The organism is Collinsella sp. TF07-1 (assembly GCF_003437235.1).
GTDB lineage: Bacteria > Actinomycetota > Coriobacteriia > Coriobacteriales > Coriobacteriaceae > Collinsella.
In genome coordinates, this window is sequence record NZ_QSRV01000007.1 from 83,260 (window position 1) to 103,457 (window position 20,198).

The 20,198-nt window shown below is 58.6% G+C and carries 17 protein-coding genes; 11 read left to right on the plus strand and 6 right to left on the minus strand.

Features of this window, described 5'->3' with window-relative positions; all coding sequences use genetic code 11:
* Positions 1-118 precede the first annotated feature (118 nt).
* The 5 genes from DXC67_RS04390 to DXC67_RS04410 form a co-directional block, all read right to left on the minus strand.
* A complete protein-coding gene (locus tag DXC67_RS04390; protein ID WP_117637498.1) occupies positions 119-865 on the minus strand; it encodes an energy-coupling factor transporter transmembrane protein EcfT in 747 nt (248 codons plus the stop codon).
* The gene (locus DXC67_RS04395; protein WP_117637499.1) at positions 858-2,609 is read right to left on the minus strand and encodes an ABC transporter ATP-binding protein; all 1,752 of its coding nucleotides are present in this window, start codon (positions 2,607-2,609) and stop codon (positions 858-860) included. Before DXC67_RS04395 ends, DXC67_RS04390 begins: the two co-directional genes overlap by 8 nt.
* A gap of 212 nt (positions 2,610-2,821) precedes the next feature.
* Complete coding sequence (locus DXC67_RS04400) at positions 2,822-3,394, minus strand: hypothetical protein (protein ID WP_117637500.1); 573 nt, start codon at positions 3,392-3,394, stop codon at positions 2,822-2,824.
* Positions 3,395-3,799: 405 nt separating this feature from the next.
* Positions 3,800-5,602, minus strand: coding sequence for a C69 family dipeptidase (locus DXC67_RS04405; protein WP_158551287.1), 1,803 nt, complete (start codon positions 5,600-5,602; stop codon positions 3,800-3,802).
* Between the two features lie 410 nt (positions 5,603-6,012).
* Positions 6,013-6,930: a diacylglycerol kinase family protein gene (locus DXC67_RS04410; RefSeq protein ID WP_117637502.1), complete on the minus strand. Its 918-nt coding sequence runs from the start codon at positions 6,928-6,930 to the stop codon at positions 6,013-6,015.
* Positions 6,931-7,028: 98 nt separating this feature from the next.
* Here DXC67_RS04410 and rnd point away from each other — a divergent pair, with 98 nt between their 5' ends.
* The 9 genes from rnd to DXC67_RS04455 all read left to right on the plus strand — a co-directional run bounded on the left by rnd (position 7,029) and on the right by DXC67_RS04455 (position 16,220).
* Positions 7,029-8,162: a ribonuclease D gene (gene rnd, locus DXC67_RS04415; RefSeq protein ID WP_117637503.1), complete on the plus strand. Its 1,134-nt coding sequence runs from the start codon at positions 7,029-7,031 to the stop codon at positions 8,160-8,162.
* A gap of 238 nt (positions 8,163-8,400) precedes the next feature.
* On the plus strand, positions 8,401-9,105 hold the full coding sequence (locus DXC67_RS04420) for a zinc metallopeptidase (RefSeq protein ID WP_117564390.1): 705 nt from the start codon (positions 8,401-8,403) through the stop codon (positions 9,103-9,105).
* Between the two features lie 115 nt (positions 9,106-9,220).
* Positions 9,221-10,672 carry an exodeoxyribonuclease VII large subunit gene (gene xseA / locus DXC67_RS04425; protein ID WP_316242815.1) on the plus strand — a complete coding sequence of 484 codons (1,452 nt, stop codon included), beginning with the start codon at positions 9,221-9,223 and terminating at the stop codon, positions 10,670-10,672.
* 42 nt (positions 10,673-10,714) lie between these two features.
* Positions 10,715-10,981 (plus strand): exodeoxyribonuclease VII small subunit, encoded by a 267-nt coding sequence (gene xseB / locus DXC67_RS04430; protein WP_006234311.1) that lies wholly within the window; start codon positions 10,715-10,717, stop codon positions 10,979-10,981.
* A 49-nt stretch (positions 10,982-11,030) separates the two neighbouring features.
* Positions 11,031-11,366 (plus strand): histidine triad nucleotide-binding protein, encoded by a 336-nt coding sequence (locus DXC67_RS04435; RefSeq protein WP_117637504.1) that lies wholly within the window; start codon positions 11,031-11,033, stop codon positions 11,364-11,366.
* A gap of 41 nt (positions 11,367-11,407) precedes the next feature.
* Positions 11,408-12,298 carry a LysR family transcriptional regulator gene (locus DXC67_RS04440; RefSeq protein WP_117637505.1) on the plus strand — a complete coding sequence of 297 codons (891 nt, stop codon included), beginning with the start codon at positions 11,408-11,410 and terminating at the stop codon, positions 12,296-12,298.
* A 119-nt stretch (positions 12,299-12,417) separates the two neighbouring features.
* A complete protein-coding gene (locus tag DXC67_RS04445) occupies positions 12,418-13,578 on the plus strand; it encodes an MFS transporter (protein ID WP_117637506.1) in 1,161 nt (386 codons plus the stop codon).
* Positions 13,579-13,698: 120 nt separating this feature from the next.
* Positions 13,699-14,877 carry an acetate/propionate family kinase gene (locus DXC67_RS04450; RefSeq protein WP_117583927.1) on the plus strand — a complete coding sequence of 393 codons (1,179 nt, stop codon included), beginning with the start codon at positions 13,699-13,701 and terminating at the stop codon, positions 14,875-14,877.
* Positions 14,878-15,041: 164 nt separating this feature from the next.
* A complete protein-coding gene (locus DXC67_RS04455; protein WP_117637507.1) occupies positions 15,042-16,220 on the plus strand; it encodes an acetate/propionate family kinase in 1,179 nt (392 codons plus the stop codon).
* A 352-nt stretch (positions 16,221-16,572) separates the two neighbouring features.
* Here the strand turns inward: DXC67_RS04455 and pta are convergent, their stop codons facing one another.
* Positions 16,573-17,553 (minus strand): phosphate acetyltransferase, encoded by a 981-nt coding sequence (pta, locus tag DXC67_RS04460; RefSeq protein ID WP_089573084.1) that lies wholly within the window; start codon positions 17,551-17,553, stop codon positions 16,573-16,575.
* A 231-nt stretch (positions 17,554-17,784) separates the two neighbouring features.
* Here pta and glf point away from each other — a divergent pair, with 231 nt between their 5' ends.
* Both glf and DXC67_RS04470 read left to right on the plus strand, forming a co-directional pair.
* Entirely contained in the window at positions 17,785-18,987 is a 1,203-nt protein-coding gene (gene glf / locus DXC67_RS04465; protein WP_117637508.1) for a UDP-galactopyranose mutase, read from the plus strand.
* A complete protein-coding gene (locus DXC67_RS04470) occupies positions 18,980-20,011 on the plus strand; it encodes a glycosyltransferase family 2 protein (protein WP_117637509.1) in 1,032 nt (343 codons plus the stop codon). Before glf ends, DXC67_RS04470 begins: the two co-directional genes overlap by 8 nt.
* The last annotated feature ends 187 nt before the right edge of the window (positions 20,012-20,198 follow it).

Below are 20,198 nucleotides of genomic sequence, written 5' to 3' on the forward strand. Positions count from 1 at the left end.
CCCGTCAAAAAGGGACAGGTTAATTTTGGTAGGTTTTATCTGGTGAAACAATAAAGGCCTCGGCTCGTTTGGTGCGAGCCGAGGCCTTTTGCGTTGGGCGGTTGCTGTCGGTGGCGAACTAGAACAGGAAGCCGATGGCGATGAGGGCGATGCTGACGATGAGTACGGCGATGTCCAGGCCCTTGATGGGGTAGCGCTTGTACGAGCTGGCGCGCGTGCGCAGATAGAAGCCGCGCTGTTCTGCCGCCAAGGCCGTGGCATCGGTCTTGCCCACGCTCGAGATGAGCAGCGGCACACACAGTGGCAGCATGAGCTTAAGCTTCTTGATAGGGTTCTTGGTGTCGTACTCGACGCCGCGCGCGGTCTGCGCTTCCATGATGGCGTTCATCTCCTGACCAAACACCGGCACAAAGCGCAGCGCCGTGGTAAAGGTGAAGGCATAGCGATACGGTACGTGCAGCACCTCGACGCAGGCGTTGGCAAGGTCGTTGAGCTTGGTCACCATGAGCATGAGGATGAGCGGTAACGCCACACCCAGCAGGCGCAGACAGGCCTTCGATCCTGTGATGAGGCCCGTGTCGGTGATAAAGCCCCACACAACGTTGCCATCGCGCATAAAGGCAAGCTGGAGCACCAGCATGATAAGCGCGAGCGGAATCAGCAACTTGAGCAGCGAGAACAGACGGTCGACGACGCCGGCATAGGCACCCAGCGCAAGGGTGAGCACCAAAAAGCCCAGCAGCGCCACGTAGGTGTCGGACAAGAAGATGCCGACGATGATGGCGGCGGCGAGGCCCAATTTGACGACGGGGTTCAGGCGATGCAGCAGCGTATCGCCTGGCATGTAGTCGATGACGTTAACCACGGCGGACCATCTCCTTGGTAATGCGAACGACATCGCTGACCTCGCTCACCTGTGCAAAAGCGGGCGAGACGGAAGATGCCAGACGGCGCGAGAGTTCAATAACCTGGGGCGGCTCAACATAGGCACGCTGCATGAGATCGATGTTCGAGAATAGCTCGTGCGTGCGGCCGCGGTCGAGGATGCTACCGTCGGCCATTACCACAATGCGCTCGGCAAAATCCGAGACGACTTCCATATCGTGGCAGACCATGATAACGGCGCAGCCGCGCTCGGCCATGGTGCGCACCGTTTCCATGACGGTCATGCACTCGCGGTAATCAAGGCCGCTCGTGGGCTCGTCGAGCACGACGATCTTGGGCTCAACCACTACGACGGAGGCAAGCGCCACCATTTGTCGCTGGCCGCGCGAAAGCGAGAAAGGTGCCTCATCGGCAGGCAGGCCAAAGCGGTCGATAACGAGTCGAGCGCGACGCAGAGCCTCGGCACGGTCGATGCCGGCAAGCTCCAGGCCAAAAGCGACCTCGTCGAGTACGGTATCCTTGCAGATCTGGCGGTCGGGGTTTTGGAAGAGGGTTGCGACTTCGCGGGCGATGCGGCTCGTGGGAACGGCCGCGGTATCCAGTCCCGTGACGCGCACGCTGCCCGAGGCGGGCTTGAGCAGGCCTGTGAGCAGCTTGGTGAGCGTGGTCTTGCCGGCACCGTTTTGGCCGACGATGCCCACGAGCTCGCCGGGATAGAGCGTCAGGCTAAGGTCGTGTACGGCGGCGCCGCCATTGGGATAGGCAAACTCAACATGGTCGAAGGTGAGTACGGGTTCGGCGTCCTTGGCATGAGGGCGCAACGACGGTGCGTGCGGTGAGCCGGCGGGCGCCTGGGCTTCGCTGGCCGCGTGTGCGGGGTCGACGATGCCCGAAATCAGGCGCTCGGCCTCATCGACATCCAAGCAAGGGGTACCGCTTACCAGGCCATCGGCCTCGAGGCTATTGAAGATACGCGTGACGCGAGGGCAGTCGACGCCGATGGCACGGAGCTCGTCGGTATGCGCGAAGACCTCGTGTGGTTCGCCCTGCAGCGCGATTTCGCCATGGTTGAGCACGAGCACGCGGTTGCAGTACTCCGAGAGCAGGGCGACCTTTTGCTCAACGACGACGATGGTGATTCCAAGTGCGCGGTTTGCCTCACGCAGCGTCTCGAAGACCAGCGTGGAGCTGGCAGGGTCGAGTGCCGCGGTGGGCTCGTCGAGAACCAAGACGCGCGGACGCATAGCGAGAATGGCGGCGATGGCTACCTTTTGCTTCTGTCCGCCCGAGAGGGTGGCAATCTCGCGGTCGCGCAGGTCGCTGATGCCGACGGTCTCGAGCGTTTCGCTCACGCGCTGCTCGATCTGGTCATGGGGGACGCCAAAGTTCTCGAGGCCAAAGAGCATCTCGTCCTCGACGACCGAGGCGACCATTTGCGTGTCGATATCCTGCAGCACGCTGCCGACGATTTGCGACACGTCGGTCAACGAGACCTCGCAGGTGTCGTGGCCGTCAACCATGACGGACCCAAAGAACGTGCCGGTGTAGTGGTGGGGCACGGCGCCCGACAGGCGGGCGGCAAGCGTGGACTTGCCGGCGCCCGAGGGCCCGATGATGCCGATGAAATCTCCCTTGTTCACGCTGAGTGAGATGTGGCTGAGCGCCTGCTCGGTCTGCGTGCCATAGGAGAACGAGACATCGTCGACGTTGATGATCGTTTCCATGGATACCTTTCATAGTCATCGGGGACGTTCTTTAATGACTAGTCGTTTAAGAACGTCCCCAAGAGCTAGTTGTTTGGGACAGTCTTTGTTGGTGGAGTGCGGAGACGGCTTTACGAGGGGCCCCAGGTTGGCGCGAAAGAGGAGCGAAGCGTACTTGGGTACGCGAGCGACGAATGAACGCCAAGATGGGGTGGCTCATAAAGCCGAGCGGGTTAGTTGAGCTTCAGGGCCTTCTGAATGGGCAGATAGAGGGCGCCGACCAGAATGGCGTTAAAGACGGCGGTCATGGCGACGACGGGCAGCATAGCGGCGGCGAGCTCGCCGACCACGCCAAGCATGGCCATCTTGATGACCATGAAGATGACGCCCGAGACAAAGGTGGTCACGAACGTTGCGGCGATGGCGACGGCAGGCTTAACCTGGCCTCCCTTGGCGGCGGCGTTGACGATGAGGGCCATGAGCATGGCGGCGATGCCCTCGGCGGCAAAATCGACAAACGGCGAGGTGGTGGTGATCTGGATCACGGCGGCCGAGATGAGGCCGATGACGAGCGCCTGACCAATGTTGGGGCGAATGACCAGAATGGTGAGGCAGAAGGCCGAGATGATGAACTCGGGGCTAATCATGCCGCCCGAGATGCCCGAGATTGCCTTGCCGACGGTGAAGTTGAGAATGAAGCCGGCAGCAAGCAGGATGGCGAGCAAGACAAGTGCGCGGATATCGAGTTTGCCACGGTCGGCGGTCTGGACGGTGCGGGGCTGGGCGGTGGTGGTGTTCTGAGACATGGTGAAAGTCCTTTCAAAAAGGGGAGTGCAAGAAAAAACGGAGGCGCGTGATGCGAATGCGATCGGGCTCGAGATGGAAAAAGGCCCCCGGTCGAAACCGGAGGCCTTCCAATCACCTAGAGCGCAAAAACAGGCGTGAGGGACTCACTGTCGACCGATCGTATTCGCATCACGCCACCACCAGTTGTTGAGAGACTTCATCGTGTTCTTCATGTTGGTGGCTCCTTTCGTGATGCCGTGGCGCGGTCACACCTAGTTGCTGTTGCGCTGCACTATAGCACAGCGATATATGTGCAGGGAAATCTTTTTTGAAAAGATTTCAGCGGCGTTTCCCGCCGGTCAGATGACGGGCTAGGAGGGCAAGGCCGCTCACGCTGTCTCGCCCTCCTTTAGAACGTGAGGGTCTTAGGCCTTCTTGCGACGATAGAGCACGAAGCCGCAGACACCGATGATGACGACGGCACCAACAGCCATGGCGGCCATGTTGTTGCCCTCGGACTTCTCCTCGGTTGCCTCTTCCTTAACCTCGGGCTCGGCAACGTCTTCATCGGAGAGGGCCTCGTCGGCGTAGGTGATGGACTCGACCAGGCAGTCGTTGTCGGCATCGTAGTCACTCGGGACGAACTTTTCGGAGAAGTCGCCCTTCTTGAGGTAATCACGCATCTCCTCGAGCATGGCCTTGCACTTGACGTAGGTGTTCTTGGTCGCGGCCTTGCCAGCCTTGTTGGCCAGGGCGGTGCGGGCCTCGGTGCCCTCGGCAGCCTGCATGGCCTCGTCGACGGTCAGGTTCTGCTCGATGAGCTCCTTCTGCAGGGCGTCGAGATAGGCGCGGACGCCGGTGGCGCAGTGGTCGCGGTTCTCCTCGGCGAGCGTGTTGATGTCCATGAGGACGTAATTGATGGAGTTCTTGGGCTCCTCGTTGTTCACGACGTCTTCCTCTTCACAGTGATCGAAGGAGACATCCTGATCGCTGAAGTAGGGGCTGACCTCGGTGAGCAGTGCGGAGTAGAAGGGAATAGCGACGGAGAACTCGGCGTTGGAGAGCATCTCCCACTGGATGGTCGCGATCTCGGGGTCCATGCCCTGACGGATCTGGAAGGTGTGGATCTCGGTGTTGCGGTTGGAGCCGATGGCATAGGCACCGTCGGTGTTGGCGTTGAGTCCGGCGACATTCTCGCCACGAGTGGCAAAGCTGCGGATCATCTCAAAGGTGTTCCAGTCGGACTTGCCAGGCTGGAAGAACAGCGGCTGCATCTCGTGGACCAGGGCGCCAGTCGTGGCGCGAGCATCTTCGCGCTCGTCCTTAACGATCTCGTAGTCGGTGCCCTCGGCAAGCGGAGCCATGAAGTAATCGCGGCCCTGGATATAGCGAGACCAAGAATGCATGGCCTGCTCGCTAATTTCCTCACCGTAGGTCTGGGCAACGTCGAACTGGCCGTCCTCGAAGTACTTGGCAAAGCCCTTTTCTTCGGGCATGGTCTGAATGTCCTTGGAGTGGAGGCAGTTCTCGGTATCGTCGAGGTTGACCTTGTAGTTAAGGTTGCCGATGTTGGGGTTGACCGAGGCGATGTCGTCGGTGAGCTTCATGGCAATCCACTGATGGCCAGAAAGTCCGGCGAACAGCCAGGTCTCGTTGTTGTCGGCGATGATGACCTGGTCGTTGGTGCAGATGCCCTGCTCGTCGACCAGGCTACCGAGGAGCTCGACGCCCTCGCGGGCCGTGGCGCTCTCGCCCAGGATAACGCTGGCGTAATTGTACTCACCGATGCCGGTCTCCTCGGTAATGGGGTCGGCCTCCTCAGCCTTCTCGTTGTAGGAGGTGCTCAGCGTGGCAGAGCAGGAGACACCCTTCTCGTTGATGCCAGCCTCGGAATAAGCGTCATAGCGATCTTCCCACTGAGAGGGGTTGTCGCGAACGAAGGCGTAGCGGTAGGTCGCGCCCTTGGACTTGTACTCAAAGCCTGATTCGAGCGAGCTATACTCGCTGCCGTCCTTGTGCGCAGGCTCAATGCCAAAGTGCTTGATATAGCGCGGGCTAAAGTCCTCTGCGCGGCCGTAGTACGTGTTGCCGTCCGCCGTGAGTTTGCTGCCCATGTAGATCTGGGTGCAAGCGAGCGCCGAGGTCGGCATGGCCATGATAGCCGCTGCTCCAAACGCAAGGCCGCAGCCGAGCTTCTTGAGCGTGTTGACAGGATGAGTAAACCTCATAATCCCTCCCAACTGTTGAAACCCCGCGAAACCGTACGGAGTTTCAGCTAATAAATACATCTACTAGCCTAAAGGAAGTGTAAAGAGTATTCACTCGACAACAGCCTTTGCTCGATGAGCGTGAAGAAATATACGATGAACGGATAATAATACTCATTTTATGGCTTTAGTTAAATAAAGGCGCCCTGCATTTACTGTAGCTGAATAAAGCATTAGACGGCGGTCAAAAAGAAAACTCTCCCGCTGTTTAGGATTTGCATAAACAGCGGGAGAGTCGATAACTGGATGAATATCATACCAATGTGGATTTACTTCTTTCGGCGGTGAATCACGTTGATGGCGTAACCGACGAGCATGGCCAAGACGATGACAATAAAGCCGATCAGGGGATTGTCGTTCATGGGGTCCTCCTATTTTCCGAGTGGGGAGAATTCGTCGACGATGAGGTCGAGGCATTGCGGAAGTGCGCGGGCTCCAAAGACGCCCGAGTTGCTGGAGATGATTTCGCCATCGAACTGCATGCCCAGCGACGGGGTGCAGGTGATCTTGGCTTCTTTGGTCTGGATGATCTTGAACTGCGGACGGCCGAGCACCTTGCCGGCGGGGTCAAGCGCAGCGGTGATCACAGTAGGCAGCAGCTGAACGGTGCGCACGGGTTCGATGACCGCGATGTCGACCATGCCGTCGTTCATGCGGCAATCGGGGAACAGGTTGATGTCGTTTTGGATAACCGAGGTGTTGCCGGCCATGCAGCAGATGCCATCGAGCTCCTCGACAATGCCGTCATGCTCGATGGTAAAGTGCGCCACCGTGGGGTTGGGTGTGGCGAGCGCCGACAGGAAATAGGCGATCTCGCCGATATCGTTTTTGGTGGGGGCGGCCTTCATCATGATCTCGGCGTCGAAGCCCGAGCCGGCGATGATGATAAAGCCGTGGCGCTTCTCGTTGCCGTTCTCGTCGAGCCAAAAGAGTTCGCCCATGTCCACTTTGACCGTGCGACCGGCGCGGCAAGCCTTGGCAAGCGCCGCTGCCTCGGGGGCATTACCGATGTTGTTAAAGAACAGGCAGGCCGTGCCGGAGGGGAAGACGAGCGTGGGGACACCGCATCCGCGCATCTGGTCGAGCACGTTGGAGACGGTACCGTCGCCGCCCGAAATCACCACGCGATCAAACTCGCGCACGTCTGCCACGGCGTCCTCGGGCTCCATGCCATCGCCGATAAAACGCATCACGACCTCGTCGCCGCCTTGCGCGAGGGCGTGCGTGAACGCGTAGATTTCATCTGAGCTGGGGCCCGATGCCGGGTTGTGGATGATAAGGCAGCGCATACTTACGTTCCCGTTCTGTGACTAACCGAGTATAGTTGTAAGGCAATGCCGATATCCTACCCGTGTTTTTCGGGCCTAACCTTATTCGATGGGTTGATATGTACATTTCCACACATCAGGCTCTACTCGACTTTTGTCAGCGCGCCCGTGAGTTTGACGCGATTGCCGTCGATACCGAGTTTTTGCGCGAGCGCACGTTCCATCCGCGCCTGTGCCTGGTCCAGATTGCCACTCCTGCCGAGAGCGTCGCGGTTGATCCGCTGGTGATCGACGACCTGTCTCCCTTGGCCGAACTCATGGCCGACGAGAGCGTGACCAAGGTGTTCCATGCTTGCTCGCAGGACATGGAAGTTATGCTTCATACCGTAGGCGTGCTGCCGCGTCCGATTTTTGACACGCAGGTGGCCGCCGCCTTTTTGGGCGAGCGCCAGCAGATTTCCTACGGCGCGCTCGTGCAGACGTTTTGCGGCGTCTCGCTGCCCAAGACCGAGTCGCTGACCGACTGGTCGCGTCGCCCGCTGACCGATAAGCAGATTGAGTACGCGATCGATGACGTCAAGTACCTGATCGTCGCCTATACCGAGATGATGAGCCGCCTGCGCGAGCTGGGCCGCGTGGACTGGGTGCTCGACGAGCTTCGCCCGCTGGCTGACGAGTCGCACTATCGCGCCGATCGCCACGAGGCGTTCCGTAAGGTCAAACGCATCAATTCGTGCAGCCGTCACCAGTTGGGCATCGCGCGCGAGCTCGCCGCCTGGCGCGAGGATCGCGCCGAGCGCCGTAACATCCCGCGCAAGTGGGTCATGTCCGATGACACGCTGCTTGCACTCGTTAAGCGCAATCCCGTGCGCGTTGAGGAGTTCCGTAGCATTCGCGGTACCGATCAGCTGGGGGAGCGCGACGTGGACGGTGCGCTCATGGCCATCAAGCGCGGTGCGAGCTGCCCGCACGATCGCCTGCCGCTCATGTTGCGTGGGCATCGCCAGATTTCGCCGGAGCTGGAGAGCGTGACCGACCTCATGTACGCGCTCATCCGCCTGGTTGCCGAACGCTCGGGAGTGGCGACCTCGGTCATTGCCTCGCGCGATGACCTGGCTGACTACATTGAGCATCCCGAGCAGAGCCCCCTGCGTGAAGGCTGGCGTTTTGAGCTTGTGGGCTCGCGTCTGGACGATCTGCTTTCCGGCAATATGGGGCTCACCGTGAAGGACGGAAAGATTGAGTTGTTATAGGTATATAGTTACGCGGTTTTACCAAACCGCGTAACAGCTCGACGCTGCAAACGGCCGAGAGCGGCAATCTGACGTTCAATCGTCGCTCGCGTACCAAAGTACGCGTCGCTTCTCTTTCACGTCACCTTGCTCGCTCTCGGCCGTTTTCGCTGACATTGCCAAAACATCGATGTTGATTTGCCTGCTGGGCGAGTGGGTAGAATGCCTCCAACGTGTAACTCGATTTGGAGGAATTCGCATGCCCTATTACTATGGATATGGCTTTGGCATCGACCCGCTGTACCTGCTGGTTGTTCTTGTCTGCACGGTGCTTGGCCTTGCTGCGCAGAGCTATATCAATTCGACGTACAAGACGTGGTCCAAGGTTCGCTCGGACGGCGACACGGGTGCCACGGTCGCTCGCCGCATGCTCGACGCCAACGGTTGCAACGCCGTGGGTATCAAGGGCGTCGCCGGTGAGCTCACCGACCATTACAACCCGCAGGACAATAACCTGTATCTGTCGGATTCCAACCGTTCGGGCGGCTCGGTCGCAAGCGTTGCTGTCGCTTGTCACGAGGCAGGCCATGCCGCGCAGCGTCAAAGCGGCTATGCCATGATGAAGGTACGCACCGCCCTCGTGCCGGTCGTCAACTTTACCCAGAACACTTGGACCATCGTGCTGCTCATGGGCCTGTTTATGAACATCGCGGGACTCACGACCCTCGCACTGATCTTCTTCTCGTTTAGCGTGCTGTTCCAACTGGTTACGCTACCGGTCGAGATTGATGCTAGTCGGCGCGCCGTGGCGTATATTGAGCAGTCGGGTATGAGCTCCCAGCAGGTCAACGGTGCCAAGAAGGTGCTGACGGCCGCCGCGCTTACCTATGTGGCTGCGGCGCTCACCTCGATTATTCAGCTGCTCTATCTTATGGCTCGATACAACAGAAACTCCAACCGATAACAAATGGGACAGGCAGGCGCCGCGGGGATTCGTGTCCTCGCGGCGCTGTACTATGTGTTGGACTTGAATTTGCGCAGGGCCGGAGCCCTTGTGCACGATGACGAAAGGAGGCTGCGTGGCAGGCTGGAATCTAACCGGCAATGCCGTTTCCGCCGAGTTCGACGGTTCGGACGAGCAGGAGCGTAAGGAGCTCAGCGTGAGCCAGGCGGTAGAGATCGCCGCCGGTGCGCTCGATGCCATTCCGCAGCTGAGTGTCCTGGGCGAGGTCACGGGTTTCCGTGGTCCCAACGCCCGAAGCGGCCACTGCTACTTCCAGATTAAAGACGACTCGGCCGCCGTCGACTGCATCATCTGGAAGGGCGCCTATCTCAAGCGCACCTTCGATTTGCGCGACGGCATGCAGGTGAGCTTTAAGGGCAGCTTCAATCTCTATAAGGCCACGGGCCGCATGAGCTTTGTTGCCCGCTCGTTTTCGTTGGCGGGGGAGGGCCTGCTGCGTCAACAAGTGGCGCAACTGGCCGAAAAGCTACGCCGCGAGGGCCTGATGGACGAAGCGCGCAAGCGCCGCATCCCGGTGTTCTGCTCCTGCGTGGCGGTCGTCACCTCGCTTTCGGGTGCCGTAATCGACGACGTCAAGCGCACGTTGCGTCGTCGCAACCCGCTCGTCGAGCTCGTTTGCGTGGGCGCCAAGGTTCAAGGCGAGGGTGCGCCGGCCGAGCTCATTGAGGGCTTGCGCCGCGCCGCTTCCATTACGCCGGCGCCCGACTGTATTTTGCTGGTGCGCGGCGGCGGTTCCTTTGAGGACCTCATGACCTTTAATGACGAGGAGCTTGCCCGCGCGGTGGCGGCTTGTCCTGTGCCCGTGGTGACCGGCATTGGCCATGAGCCCGATACCTCGATTTGCGACATGGTGAGCGACCGACGCGCCTCCACGCCCACGGCGGCGGCAGAATCGGTGGCGCCGGCTATGACGGAGTTGGCCGATGTGCTCGAGGCGCGCCATCAGCGTCTGGGTGCCGCGATGGCATCGATGATTGGGTCGGCCCAGGTCGACCTGGAGATGCTCGATCAGCGCGGTCGCCGTGCCTGGGATACCTATACGGCTCGCTTGGGTGATGCGCTCGATGCCGCTGCGTGTCGCCCGTGCCTCAACGACCCCACATTTATGGTCGAGCGTCGCGAATCGGAGCTTGCGCTGACTGCCGATCGCCTGTCGGGCGCCATAGTACGCTCGGTCGGGACATTCCGCTCCAACTTTGAGCGCTTGCCCGAGCGTCTGATTACAAGCACCTCGGGGCTCGATGGTAAGCGCCATGCGCTCACGCTTGCGAGTTCCCGCCTAGAGCATCAAGGGCGCACGATGCTCAGCAAGCCAGCGTCCGACCTGAGCCGTGCGGCAGCGTCGCTCGATGCCCTGTCGCCGCTCAAAGTGCTTGCTCGCGGCTATTCCATCGCGTACAGCGATGATGGTGTGGCTACGAGTGCCAAGACCTTTAAGCCTGGCGACGCCATTCGCGTGCGCATGGCAGACGGCAACGTGGCAGCAACGGTCGATACGGTCGAGTAGACCGCGTTTCGCAGTGATAGACCCTTAGGAAAGGAAACAGATATGGCAGAGAAGACCCCGGTAGAGCAGCTTACGTACAAGCAGGCCTCGCAGGAGCTGGAGCTCATCATCCGCAGCCTGGAGTCGGGCGATATGGAGCTCGAGGAGTCGCTCGAGAGCTACACCCGCGGCGTCGAGCTCCTCAAAAGCCTGCGCACCCGCCTGTCCGATGCCGAGCAGAAGGTCTCGGTGCTCCTTAAGGACGTCGACGGCAACGACGTGCTCGCCGACGGCGAGGCCGCCAACACCGATGATAACCTTTCGTTCTAAGCATCTCGACCAAATATAATTACCTTGGTCTGTAAGAAAGGAACCAGCTATGTGCGATTGCATCTTCTGTAAAATTGCCAACCACGAGATCCCCTCGACCGTTGTCTATGAGGACGACCAGGTCATCGCCTTCGACGACCTCAACCCGCAGGCGCCGGTCCACACGCTCGTGATCCCCAAGAAGCACTACAGCGACATCGCCGACAACGTGCCTGCCGAGACCATGGGCGCCATGGCTCACGCCATCCAGGAGGTCGCCAAGGCCAAGGGACTGGAGGACGGTTTCCGCGTCATTTCCAACAAGGGTGTCAACGCCGGCCAGACCGTCATGCACTTCCATATGCACGTCCTCGGCGGCAAAAACCTGGACGAGAACCTCATCTGAGGGCGCGTAGCCCGTCGACTTGGCTGCCTTTGGAGTAATCTATGCAGCTTTCTCAACTCGAATACCTTCAAGCGGTAGCGAACTATGGCGGCGTGCGCAAAGCAGCTCGCGCCGTTCATGTGAGTCCGCAGGCTGTTTCGTCGGCAATCAAAAAGTTGGAATCTGAGTATCAGATTGTTTTGCTCGACCGATCGGCGGGGGAGGCTGTTTTGTCTTCGGCGGGCAGAGAATTTGCGCGTCGTGCACGCGTGATCCTGGCACAAGTCGACGATCTCAAAAAGTACGCTCAATCGGGGAGCGACGGCGTTTCGCCCGATGGCCACTTTCGTCTTTACGCCCCCTGCCTTCATGGGCGGGGGCGCCTTTTTGCCGAAAACTGGTATGACTCGTTTGAACGCTCGCATCCTCAGATTCACCTTGATGTGTGGCATCAGCCAACGGCTACATGCTTTGAATCACTTGTGCTTGGTATTTCGGATGCGGCCATCTCATTTGAGGAACCAAGGGACAGTGTCCTTTCTTCGAAATACTTGGGTGAAAAGGAGCTCAAGGTTCTTTCATGCCCAGCGGGTCATCAATCTGTGGGCGCCATGACCATTCGCGAGTTACTGGGCGGCCGGCTCGCTGTTCCCATTAATTTGTCACCCTGTCTCAATGCAATCAATCAATGTCCCGAAGCCCAGCTCGTCAATTTTCGCTTCCGTGATGTTGAATACGGAAGCAGGGCTCAGACTGAGTTTCTTCAAGCCGGGGGATTGATATTGAGTTTGTCTGGGTCCTCTCTCGCATCGGATGGGTCAGAAGTGAGTGAGTGCTCCATTGAAGGTTCGCGTGATGTAACCTTGCCTATCTACTTTTGCTATCGGCAAAATTCCTGGACTGATCGACACCAGACGGTTTTTCTGCACCTATTGCGTCATCTTGCTTCGTGAGATTAATTGGCTTCGAGGCATCAAGTGATTATTGACGCCTTGTAACACATAGCTGACAGCTTTGCCCTCATGCTTTTCCAAGATTCCGATTTAGATTGCTGACTCTTGGAGGGCGGAGCATGAAAAACCGTACGGTTTTGCTTTATATGACGTTCGTTTTTCTGTCGAACTTCAGCACCATCTTGTATTTTCTAACTGTCTACCTTGAGTTCGTCGGACTTTCGATGGTGGCGATTTCTAACATGATGATTGCATATCAAGTGAGCAAGTTCATCCTTGAAGTTCCCACTGGCTATATTGCTGATAGGTTTGGACGAAAGACAAGCGGTCTCGTTGGCGTCGTGGGAATGCTTGGATACTACGCCGCCCTGCTTCTCGTCCGTTCTCCCCTGCTTTTAATCGGTGCGTTCGCTCTCAAGGGTTTTGCCGTTGCGTGTGTGAGCGGATCCATCGAAGCGATTTACATTGACAGCGTCTCTCAGGACCAGCTCGTAAGACTTAATGTCGTTGAGCGATTTGTTTTCTATGCCTCTTATGCCATCTCCGCTTGCGTGGGCGGTTTCATTTCGTCTGTCGGTGCATATCTCATTGGTCTTTCGGCAGATATCATCGCAATGGTGTTGACGTTGCTTGTCGTTGTCTGCATTCCTGAGATGCGAAGAGGGGGCACTGCGACGACACCTGAACATGGGATTAGCCCGAAGATGATCGGTGCCGCTATTGCGGGTAATGGCATTCTTCGTTCAGCGTTCATCATGGACTGTTCTCAGGCATTTGCTTTTGTCGCCCTGGAAGACTTTTTCTCACTGCTGCTTGCGGGTCGCGGAATGAATGCCGTCGCTTCGGGTGTGACCATTGCGGTCCAGCTCCTTGTCTCGGCCTCCATGGGACTTATTGTGCCCTGTGCGATTGCTCATGTCGACAAGGGCCGCTTTGCGCGTATTTGCGGCATCGTGCGCCTTTTCCTGACAGCTTTGTTTTTGATTCCCCTTACTCCGGCTAATTTGCTGCCCGTGTTCTATGTGCTGCAGACGGTTGCGTACTCGTTATTTGCTCCAATTAAATACTCAATTTTTCAAAAGGCAGCCGATTCTTCGATGCGCTGTTCACTGATTTCGGTTCAAAGCCAGATGGTGGCGGTGGGTGCCGTTCTTTTCTATCTGCTCAACGCTGTGTTGAGTAGCGTTGCGGGCATTCGAGTCGTATTGCTTGTCGCGCTCGGGATTTCTTCCCTTGTGTATATCCCCGCGCTCTTTCGTCTTACACGCCAAAGGTCATGAGTATTTGGGCACCGATAACTTATATATCAACGCAATAAACCCGAGCGCGAGGGCGTTTGGGTTTATTATTGAAGCGTATGTAACCTGGCGGCGCCACACCGCCTGTTAGTAGGGAGACACATGAACGTTCTGGTCGTCAACGCAGGATCTTCGACCCTTAAGTATCAGGTCATCGATACCAAGTCCCACAAGGTGTCCGCAAAGGGCTCCTGCGAGCGCGTCTGCTTTACCGGCGGCACCTTCACCCACGCTGCCAACGGCTCCAAGAAGGTGACCGAGAACATCGAGTTCCCCGACCACAAGGTCGCCATCGAGGTCGTCCTGAAGGACCTTGAGGCCAACGGCGTCAAGATCGAGGGTATCGGCCACCGTATCGTTCAGGGCGGTTGGTACTTCGGTGATTCCTCCCTCGTCGACGAGGACGTCCTCGCCAAGATCCGCGAGGTTGCTCCGCTCGCCCCGCTGCACAATAACCCCGAGGCCAACGTTATCGAGTACTGCCTGGAGCAGTATCCCGACCTGCCCAACGTCACGGTCTATGACACCGCTTTCCACTTCAACATGCCCGAGGTCGCCAAGACTTACGCTCTGCCCAAGGATGTTTGCGACAAGCTGCACATCCGTAAGTACGGCGCCCACGGCACCAGCTACCGCTACATCTCCAAGAAGGTCGCCGAGATGACCAACGGCGGGGCCCGCAAGGTCGTCGTGTGCCATATCGGCTCCGGCGCTTCCCTGTGCGCCATCGAGGACGGCAAGTGCATGGACACCACCATGGGCTTGACGCCGCTCGACGGCGTCATGATGGGCACCCGCTGCGGCTCCATCGACCCGGCTACCGTGTGCTACCTGCAGCGCGAGGGCGGCTACACCTTCGACGAGGTCGACGAGATGATGAACAAGAAGTCCGGCCTTTTGGCTGTGACCGGCGGCAAGACCAACGACTGCCGCAACGTCGAGGAGCTCGCTGCCGCTGGCGACCCCGAGGCTCAGCTCGCCTTCGACATGTTTGTCTACAAGATTGCCGCCAAGGCTGCCGAGATGGCCACTTCTATGTGCGGTATGGACACCCTGGTCTTTACCGCCGGCATCGGCGAGCACGCTCCGGCCGTCCGCGCCGGCGTTGCCGACCGTCTGGCCTTTATGGGCGTCAAGATGGATCATGCCCGCAACGCCCTGCGTGGTGACGGCGCTTGGTGCCTGTCTGCCAAGGATTCCAAGGTTAAGATTTTCGTTATCCCCACGGACGAGGAGTTCATGATCGCTTCCGACGTCGAGCGCATCGTCAACGGCAAGTAATTGCAAAAGGGGAGGGGCTGGACGACCGAGCGCCGTTCGGCCCCTCTTTTGTGCTCGTTGGGCGATATGCCTGATAGTTATTTATTAAGTTGTGATAACTTCTTATTAACATGCGGCCGCCTTAAGGGGTCTGCGCCGACCGTATCGCACTGCAAAGGAGTCTCATGAACGTACTTGTTGTCAACGCCGGTAGCTCAAGCCTTAAATATCAGCTTTTGGATACCGATACCCGCGAGGTTTTCGCCAAGGGCAACTGCGAACGTATCGGTTCGGACGTGGGCATCTTTGGCCACTCCGAGAACGGTGGCGCCAAGCAAACCGAGGAGGCCCCCTTCCCGGATCACCGTTCGGCTATCGCACGCGTGCTCGAAGAGCTCGAGAAGACCGACTTTACGATCGATGGCATTGGGCATCGTATTGTTCAGGGTGGCTGGTACTTTGACGATTCCGCGGTCGTTGACGATGAGGTCATGGCTAAGATCCTCGAGGTGGCACCGCTTGCCCCGCTACACAACTACGGCGAGGCAGCGGCAATCGAGTATTGTCGCGAGAAGTATCCGGAGCTGCCCAACGTGGCCGTCTTCGACACCTCGTTCCACATGACTATGCCCGAGGTCGCCTACACCTACGCCCTGCCCAAGGACGTGCGTGACAAGTATCACGTGCGCAAGTACGGCGCCCACGGCACAAGCCACCGCTATGAGTGGATGATGGCCAAGGAGATCCTGGGTTCGCGCTGCCACCGTCTGCTTTCGTGTCATCTGGGCAACGGCGCTTCGCTCGCCGCCATCGAGGACGGTGTATGCCGCGATACCACGATGGGTCTCACGCCGCTCGACGGCCTGATGATGGGCACCCGTTGTGGTTCCATTGACCCGGCTACCGTGTGCTACCTGCAGCGCGAGGGCGGCTACAGCTACCAGGAAGTCGATGACATGATGAACAAGCAGTCTGGTCTGCTTGCCATCTCGGGCATCTCCAACGACGCCCGTGACATCCGTACGCGCGCCTCCGAGGGCGACGAGCGCTGCCTGCTCGCCTTCGATATGTTCGCCTACAAGGCCATGCAGCAGGCCGGCTCCATGATTGCCTCCATGGCGGGCGTGGACACCATTACCTTTACCGCCGGCATTGGCGAGAACGACTGGTCGATCCGCAAGGCTTTCTGCGACTGCTTCGAGTGGCTGGGCGTGCGCATCGACAACAACAAGAACCGCGAGGCCGTGGGTAACGGCCCGCAGGTCATCAGCGCCGCCGGCTCTTCCGTCACGGTCATGGTCATCCCCACCGACGAGGAATACATGATCGCCCACGACGTCGAGCGTCTGACCGCGAATAACTAGTGCGTTCGCTTGCGATTGAACGAAAGGCCTCCTGAGCAGCAGCTCAGGAGGCCTTTTTGCTAGCAGGCGGAAATTCCAGTCCCAAAGTGATCATCACCAGTAACGCCTGCGCTCCCAGCAATGACACCCATCCATTCAGATCCTCAGCCCCAGCTCGTAGCCAAGCCGCCGTCCACTCCAGATGCTCTGAATGCTTCGTAGCAGTAGAAGGCCGTACGGGCTAACCCCTGAAAACATTCCGCAGACCAGAAACGCCCCCGTTCGTAGCTCCGAAGGAGCAGAACGGGGGCGTTTCATTGGTCGAGGACGTTTTCAGGGGTTAGCCCGTACGGCCTTCGGGCGAGTGCGTCCGCTACTCAGCCATCTGAGCCTGGACGGCGGTGATGGCCACGACACCCACGATGTCGTCGGCAGAGCAGCCGCGCGAAAGGTCATTGACCGGCTTGGCGATGCCCTGCAGGATGGGGCCGTAAGCGTCGGCGCCAGCGAAGCGCTGAACCAGCTTGTAGCCGATGTTGCCGGCCTCGAGGTCGGGGAACACGAGCACGTTGGCCTTGCCGGCAACGGAGGAGCCGGGAGCCTTGAGCTGGGCGACGGTGGGGACGATAGCGGCATCGAGCTGCAGGTCGCCGTCGATGGCGAGCTCGGGAGCCTTCTCTTTGCAGAACTTCACGGCCTCTTGGACCTTCTTGGCGACCTCGCCGCCGGCGGAGCCCATGGTGGAGTAGGAGAGCATGGCCACGTGCGGCTCAACGTTGCCCATGAAGGTGGACCAGGAGTGAGCGGAGGCGATGGCGATCTCGGAGAGCTCGTCGGAGGACGGGTTGATGTTGAGGCCGCAGTCGGCGAAGATCAGCGTACCGTCAGTGCCGAACTGCGGGGTGTCGGTGCACATCACGAAGAAGGCCGAGACCAGCTTGGTGCCCGGGGCGGTCTTGAGGATCTGCAGCGCGGGGCGCAGGGTGTCGGCGGTGGAGTGGCAGGCGCCGGAGACCAGGCCGTCGGCGTCGCCCATCTTGACCATCATGGTGCCAAAGTAGGTGGCGTCCATCACCTGGGCGCGAGCCTGCTCGATGGTGACACCCTTCTTGGCACGGAGCTCGGCAAACTTCTGCGCGTACTCCTCGTGCTTCTCGGCATTGCGCGGATCGATGACGGTGGCGCCGGGAACGTTGATCTCGTTGGGATCGCCCAGGATGACGATGTTGGCCAGGCCTTCTTCGATGATCTTGTTGGCCGCGACGATGGTACGCGGATCCTCGCCCTCGGGCAGGACGATGGTCTTAAGGTCGGCCTTGGCGGCAGACTTCATACGGTTTAGGAAATCGCTCATGTTACTCCTTGCAAGCGTTTCGCTAAGCTCCAGGCGCCCGGCTGTTTACGAATAAACCCGCTGCTTGCGGGTTTACCTTTCAATTATGTACGCCGCGGTGCTTGAGCTTTCCTTGTGTGGCAAGCTCATTATAGGACGCATTAGCGCTATAATCGCTCTGATAAATATGTCTCGAAGAATGTTCGAGAAAAGCCCAGCTAACGAGCCCGTGGCTTTTGACAAGGAGTATCGATGCAGATTACCTCAGGCCTGCCTGAAGGCTTTAACGCCGGCGCGTACGACATGATTGTCGTCGGTGCTGGATATGCCGGTGCCGTTTGCGCCCGCCGTCTTGCCGAGACCATCGGCTATCGTGTTGCCGTTTTGGAGCGCCGTAGCCACATTGCGGGCAATGCCTATGATTGCACTGACGAGGCCGGAATCCTGGTCCACGAGTACGGTCCGCATATCTATCACACCTTTAACGAGCGCGTGCACAATTTCCTGTCGCGCTTTACCAAGTGGATGGATTATCAGCACAAGGTGCTCGCCAACATCAACGGCACCCTTATGCCCGTGCCTTTTAACCATGCGAGTCTCAAGCTCGCCTTTGGTGACGAGCGCGGCGAGGAGCTGTATCAGAAGCTCGTGGAGACCTTTGGCAAGGATGTCAAGGTGCCCATCATGGAGCTGCGTAAGAAGAACGACCCGGATCTTGCCGAGGTCGCCGATTACGTCTACGAGAACGTCTTTTTGCATTACACCATGAAGCAGTGGGGCCAGACGCCCGATCAGATCGACCCCTCGATCACCGGCCGCGTTCCCATCTTTGTGGGCGATGATGACCGCTACTTCCCGCAGGCTCCCTTCCAGGGTATGCCGCAGGACGGCTACACGGCGTTGTTCGAGCATATGCTCGACCACGACCTGATCGACGTGTTCTGCGACGTGGACGCCCGCGATCTCTTTGAGATCGACGAGACCACCGTCAAGATCGGTGGCAAGGTCTACGGCGGCGAGATCGTTTATACCGGTCCGCTCGATGAGCTGTTCAACCTCGACCTGGGCGCTCTTCCGTACCGTACGCTCGACATGAAGTTCGAGACGCTCGATATGGATCAGTTCCAGCCCGTGGGCACCGTCAACTACACCACGAGCGAGGACTACACCCGCATTACCGAGTTCAAGAACATGACTGGTCAGGTCCTGCCCGGCAAGACCACCATCATGAAGGAGTACTCCAAGGCCTATACGCCCGGCTCGGGCGAGACGCCGTATTACGCCATTCTTGAGCCCGAGAACCGTGAGCTCTATGAGCGCTATCTTGAGCGCGTCCAGAACCTGACAAACTTCCACCCGGTGGGTCGTCTGGCCGAGTATCGTTACTACGATATGGATGCCGTGACCAATTCCGCCCTCGATCTTTCGGATGAGATTATCGCCTGCCATGCATAAAGTCATAACATTCGGTATTCCCTCGTATAACGCCGCCAAGGACATGGACCATTGCCTCACCTCCATCTTGGAGGGGAGCAATTACGCCACCGATATCGAGATTATCGTGGTGGACGACGGCTCCAAGGATGAGACGGCCGCCAAGGCCGACGAGTGGGAGGCCCGTTATCCTGGAATCATCCGCGCGGTGCACCAGGAGAATGGCGGCCACGGTATTGCCGTCCTTTCGGGTCTGCGCGAGGCGCAGGGCACCTACTACAAGGTCGTCGACTCGGACGACTGGCTTGACGGCGCTGCCCTTTCGACCATGCTGTCGATTCTGCGCGGCTTTGAAGAGCGCGACCAGCGCGTTGACCTGTTTATCTCGAACTACGTGTACGAGAAGGTTTACGAGGGTACGCATACGGCCATTGGTTACAAGTTTGCCCTGCCTCGAAAAAAGATCTTTACCTGGGACCAGATCGGCCATTTCCGTTTGGACCAGAATCTGCTCATGCACAGCCTGTGCTATCGCACGGATGTGCTGCGCGAGTCCAGCCTGCCCATGCCGCCGCACACGTTCTATGTGGACAACATCTACGCCTACGTGCCGCTGCCGCGTTGTAAGACCATGTACTACGCCGACATCGACCTCTATCGCTACTTTATCGGTCGCGAGGGCCAGAGTGTCAACGAGGCCACGATGGTCAAGCGTCTGGACCAGCAGTTCCGTGTTACGCGTATCATGATGGAGTCGTACCACCTGTACAGCGATGTCGAGTCGTCGCGTCTGCGTTCGTACATGATGGGCTACTTCACCATGATGATGGCGATCTGCTCGGTGCTCACCAAGCTTTCCGACGAGGATTGTGCCGATGAGCGCCTGAAGACGCTGTGGAATGATTTGAAGGCCTATGACGAGCGTATGTATCGTCGTGCACGTTACGGTGTGGTCGGCTTCTTCACTAACCTCCGCGGTCGTGCCGGAGACAAAACCACACTCGGCCTATACCGTCTTGCCTCAAAGATCTTCAAATTCAACTAACTGCCGAGTAATCGCTGCTGTTAGGTTGACTGGGCCCCTTGGCCTTTAGTTTGCTACTGCGAACAGTCCTGCTCGCACGGAAAGCACATTAAGTGCTTTCCGGCTCGTGCGGAACTTGTATCAAACTAAAGGCCAAGGGGCCTCTGCTATAAGAATCGATTGTCAGGTTAGTTGAATTTGAAGACCT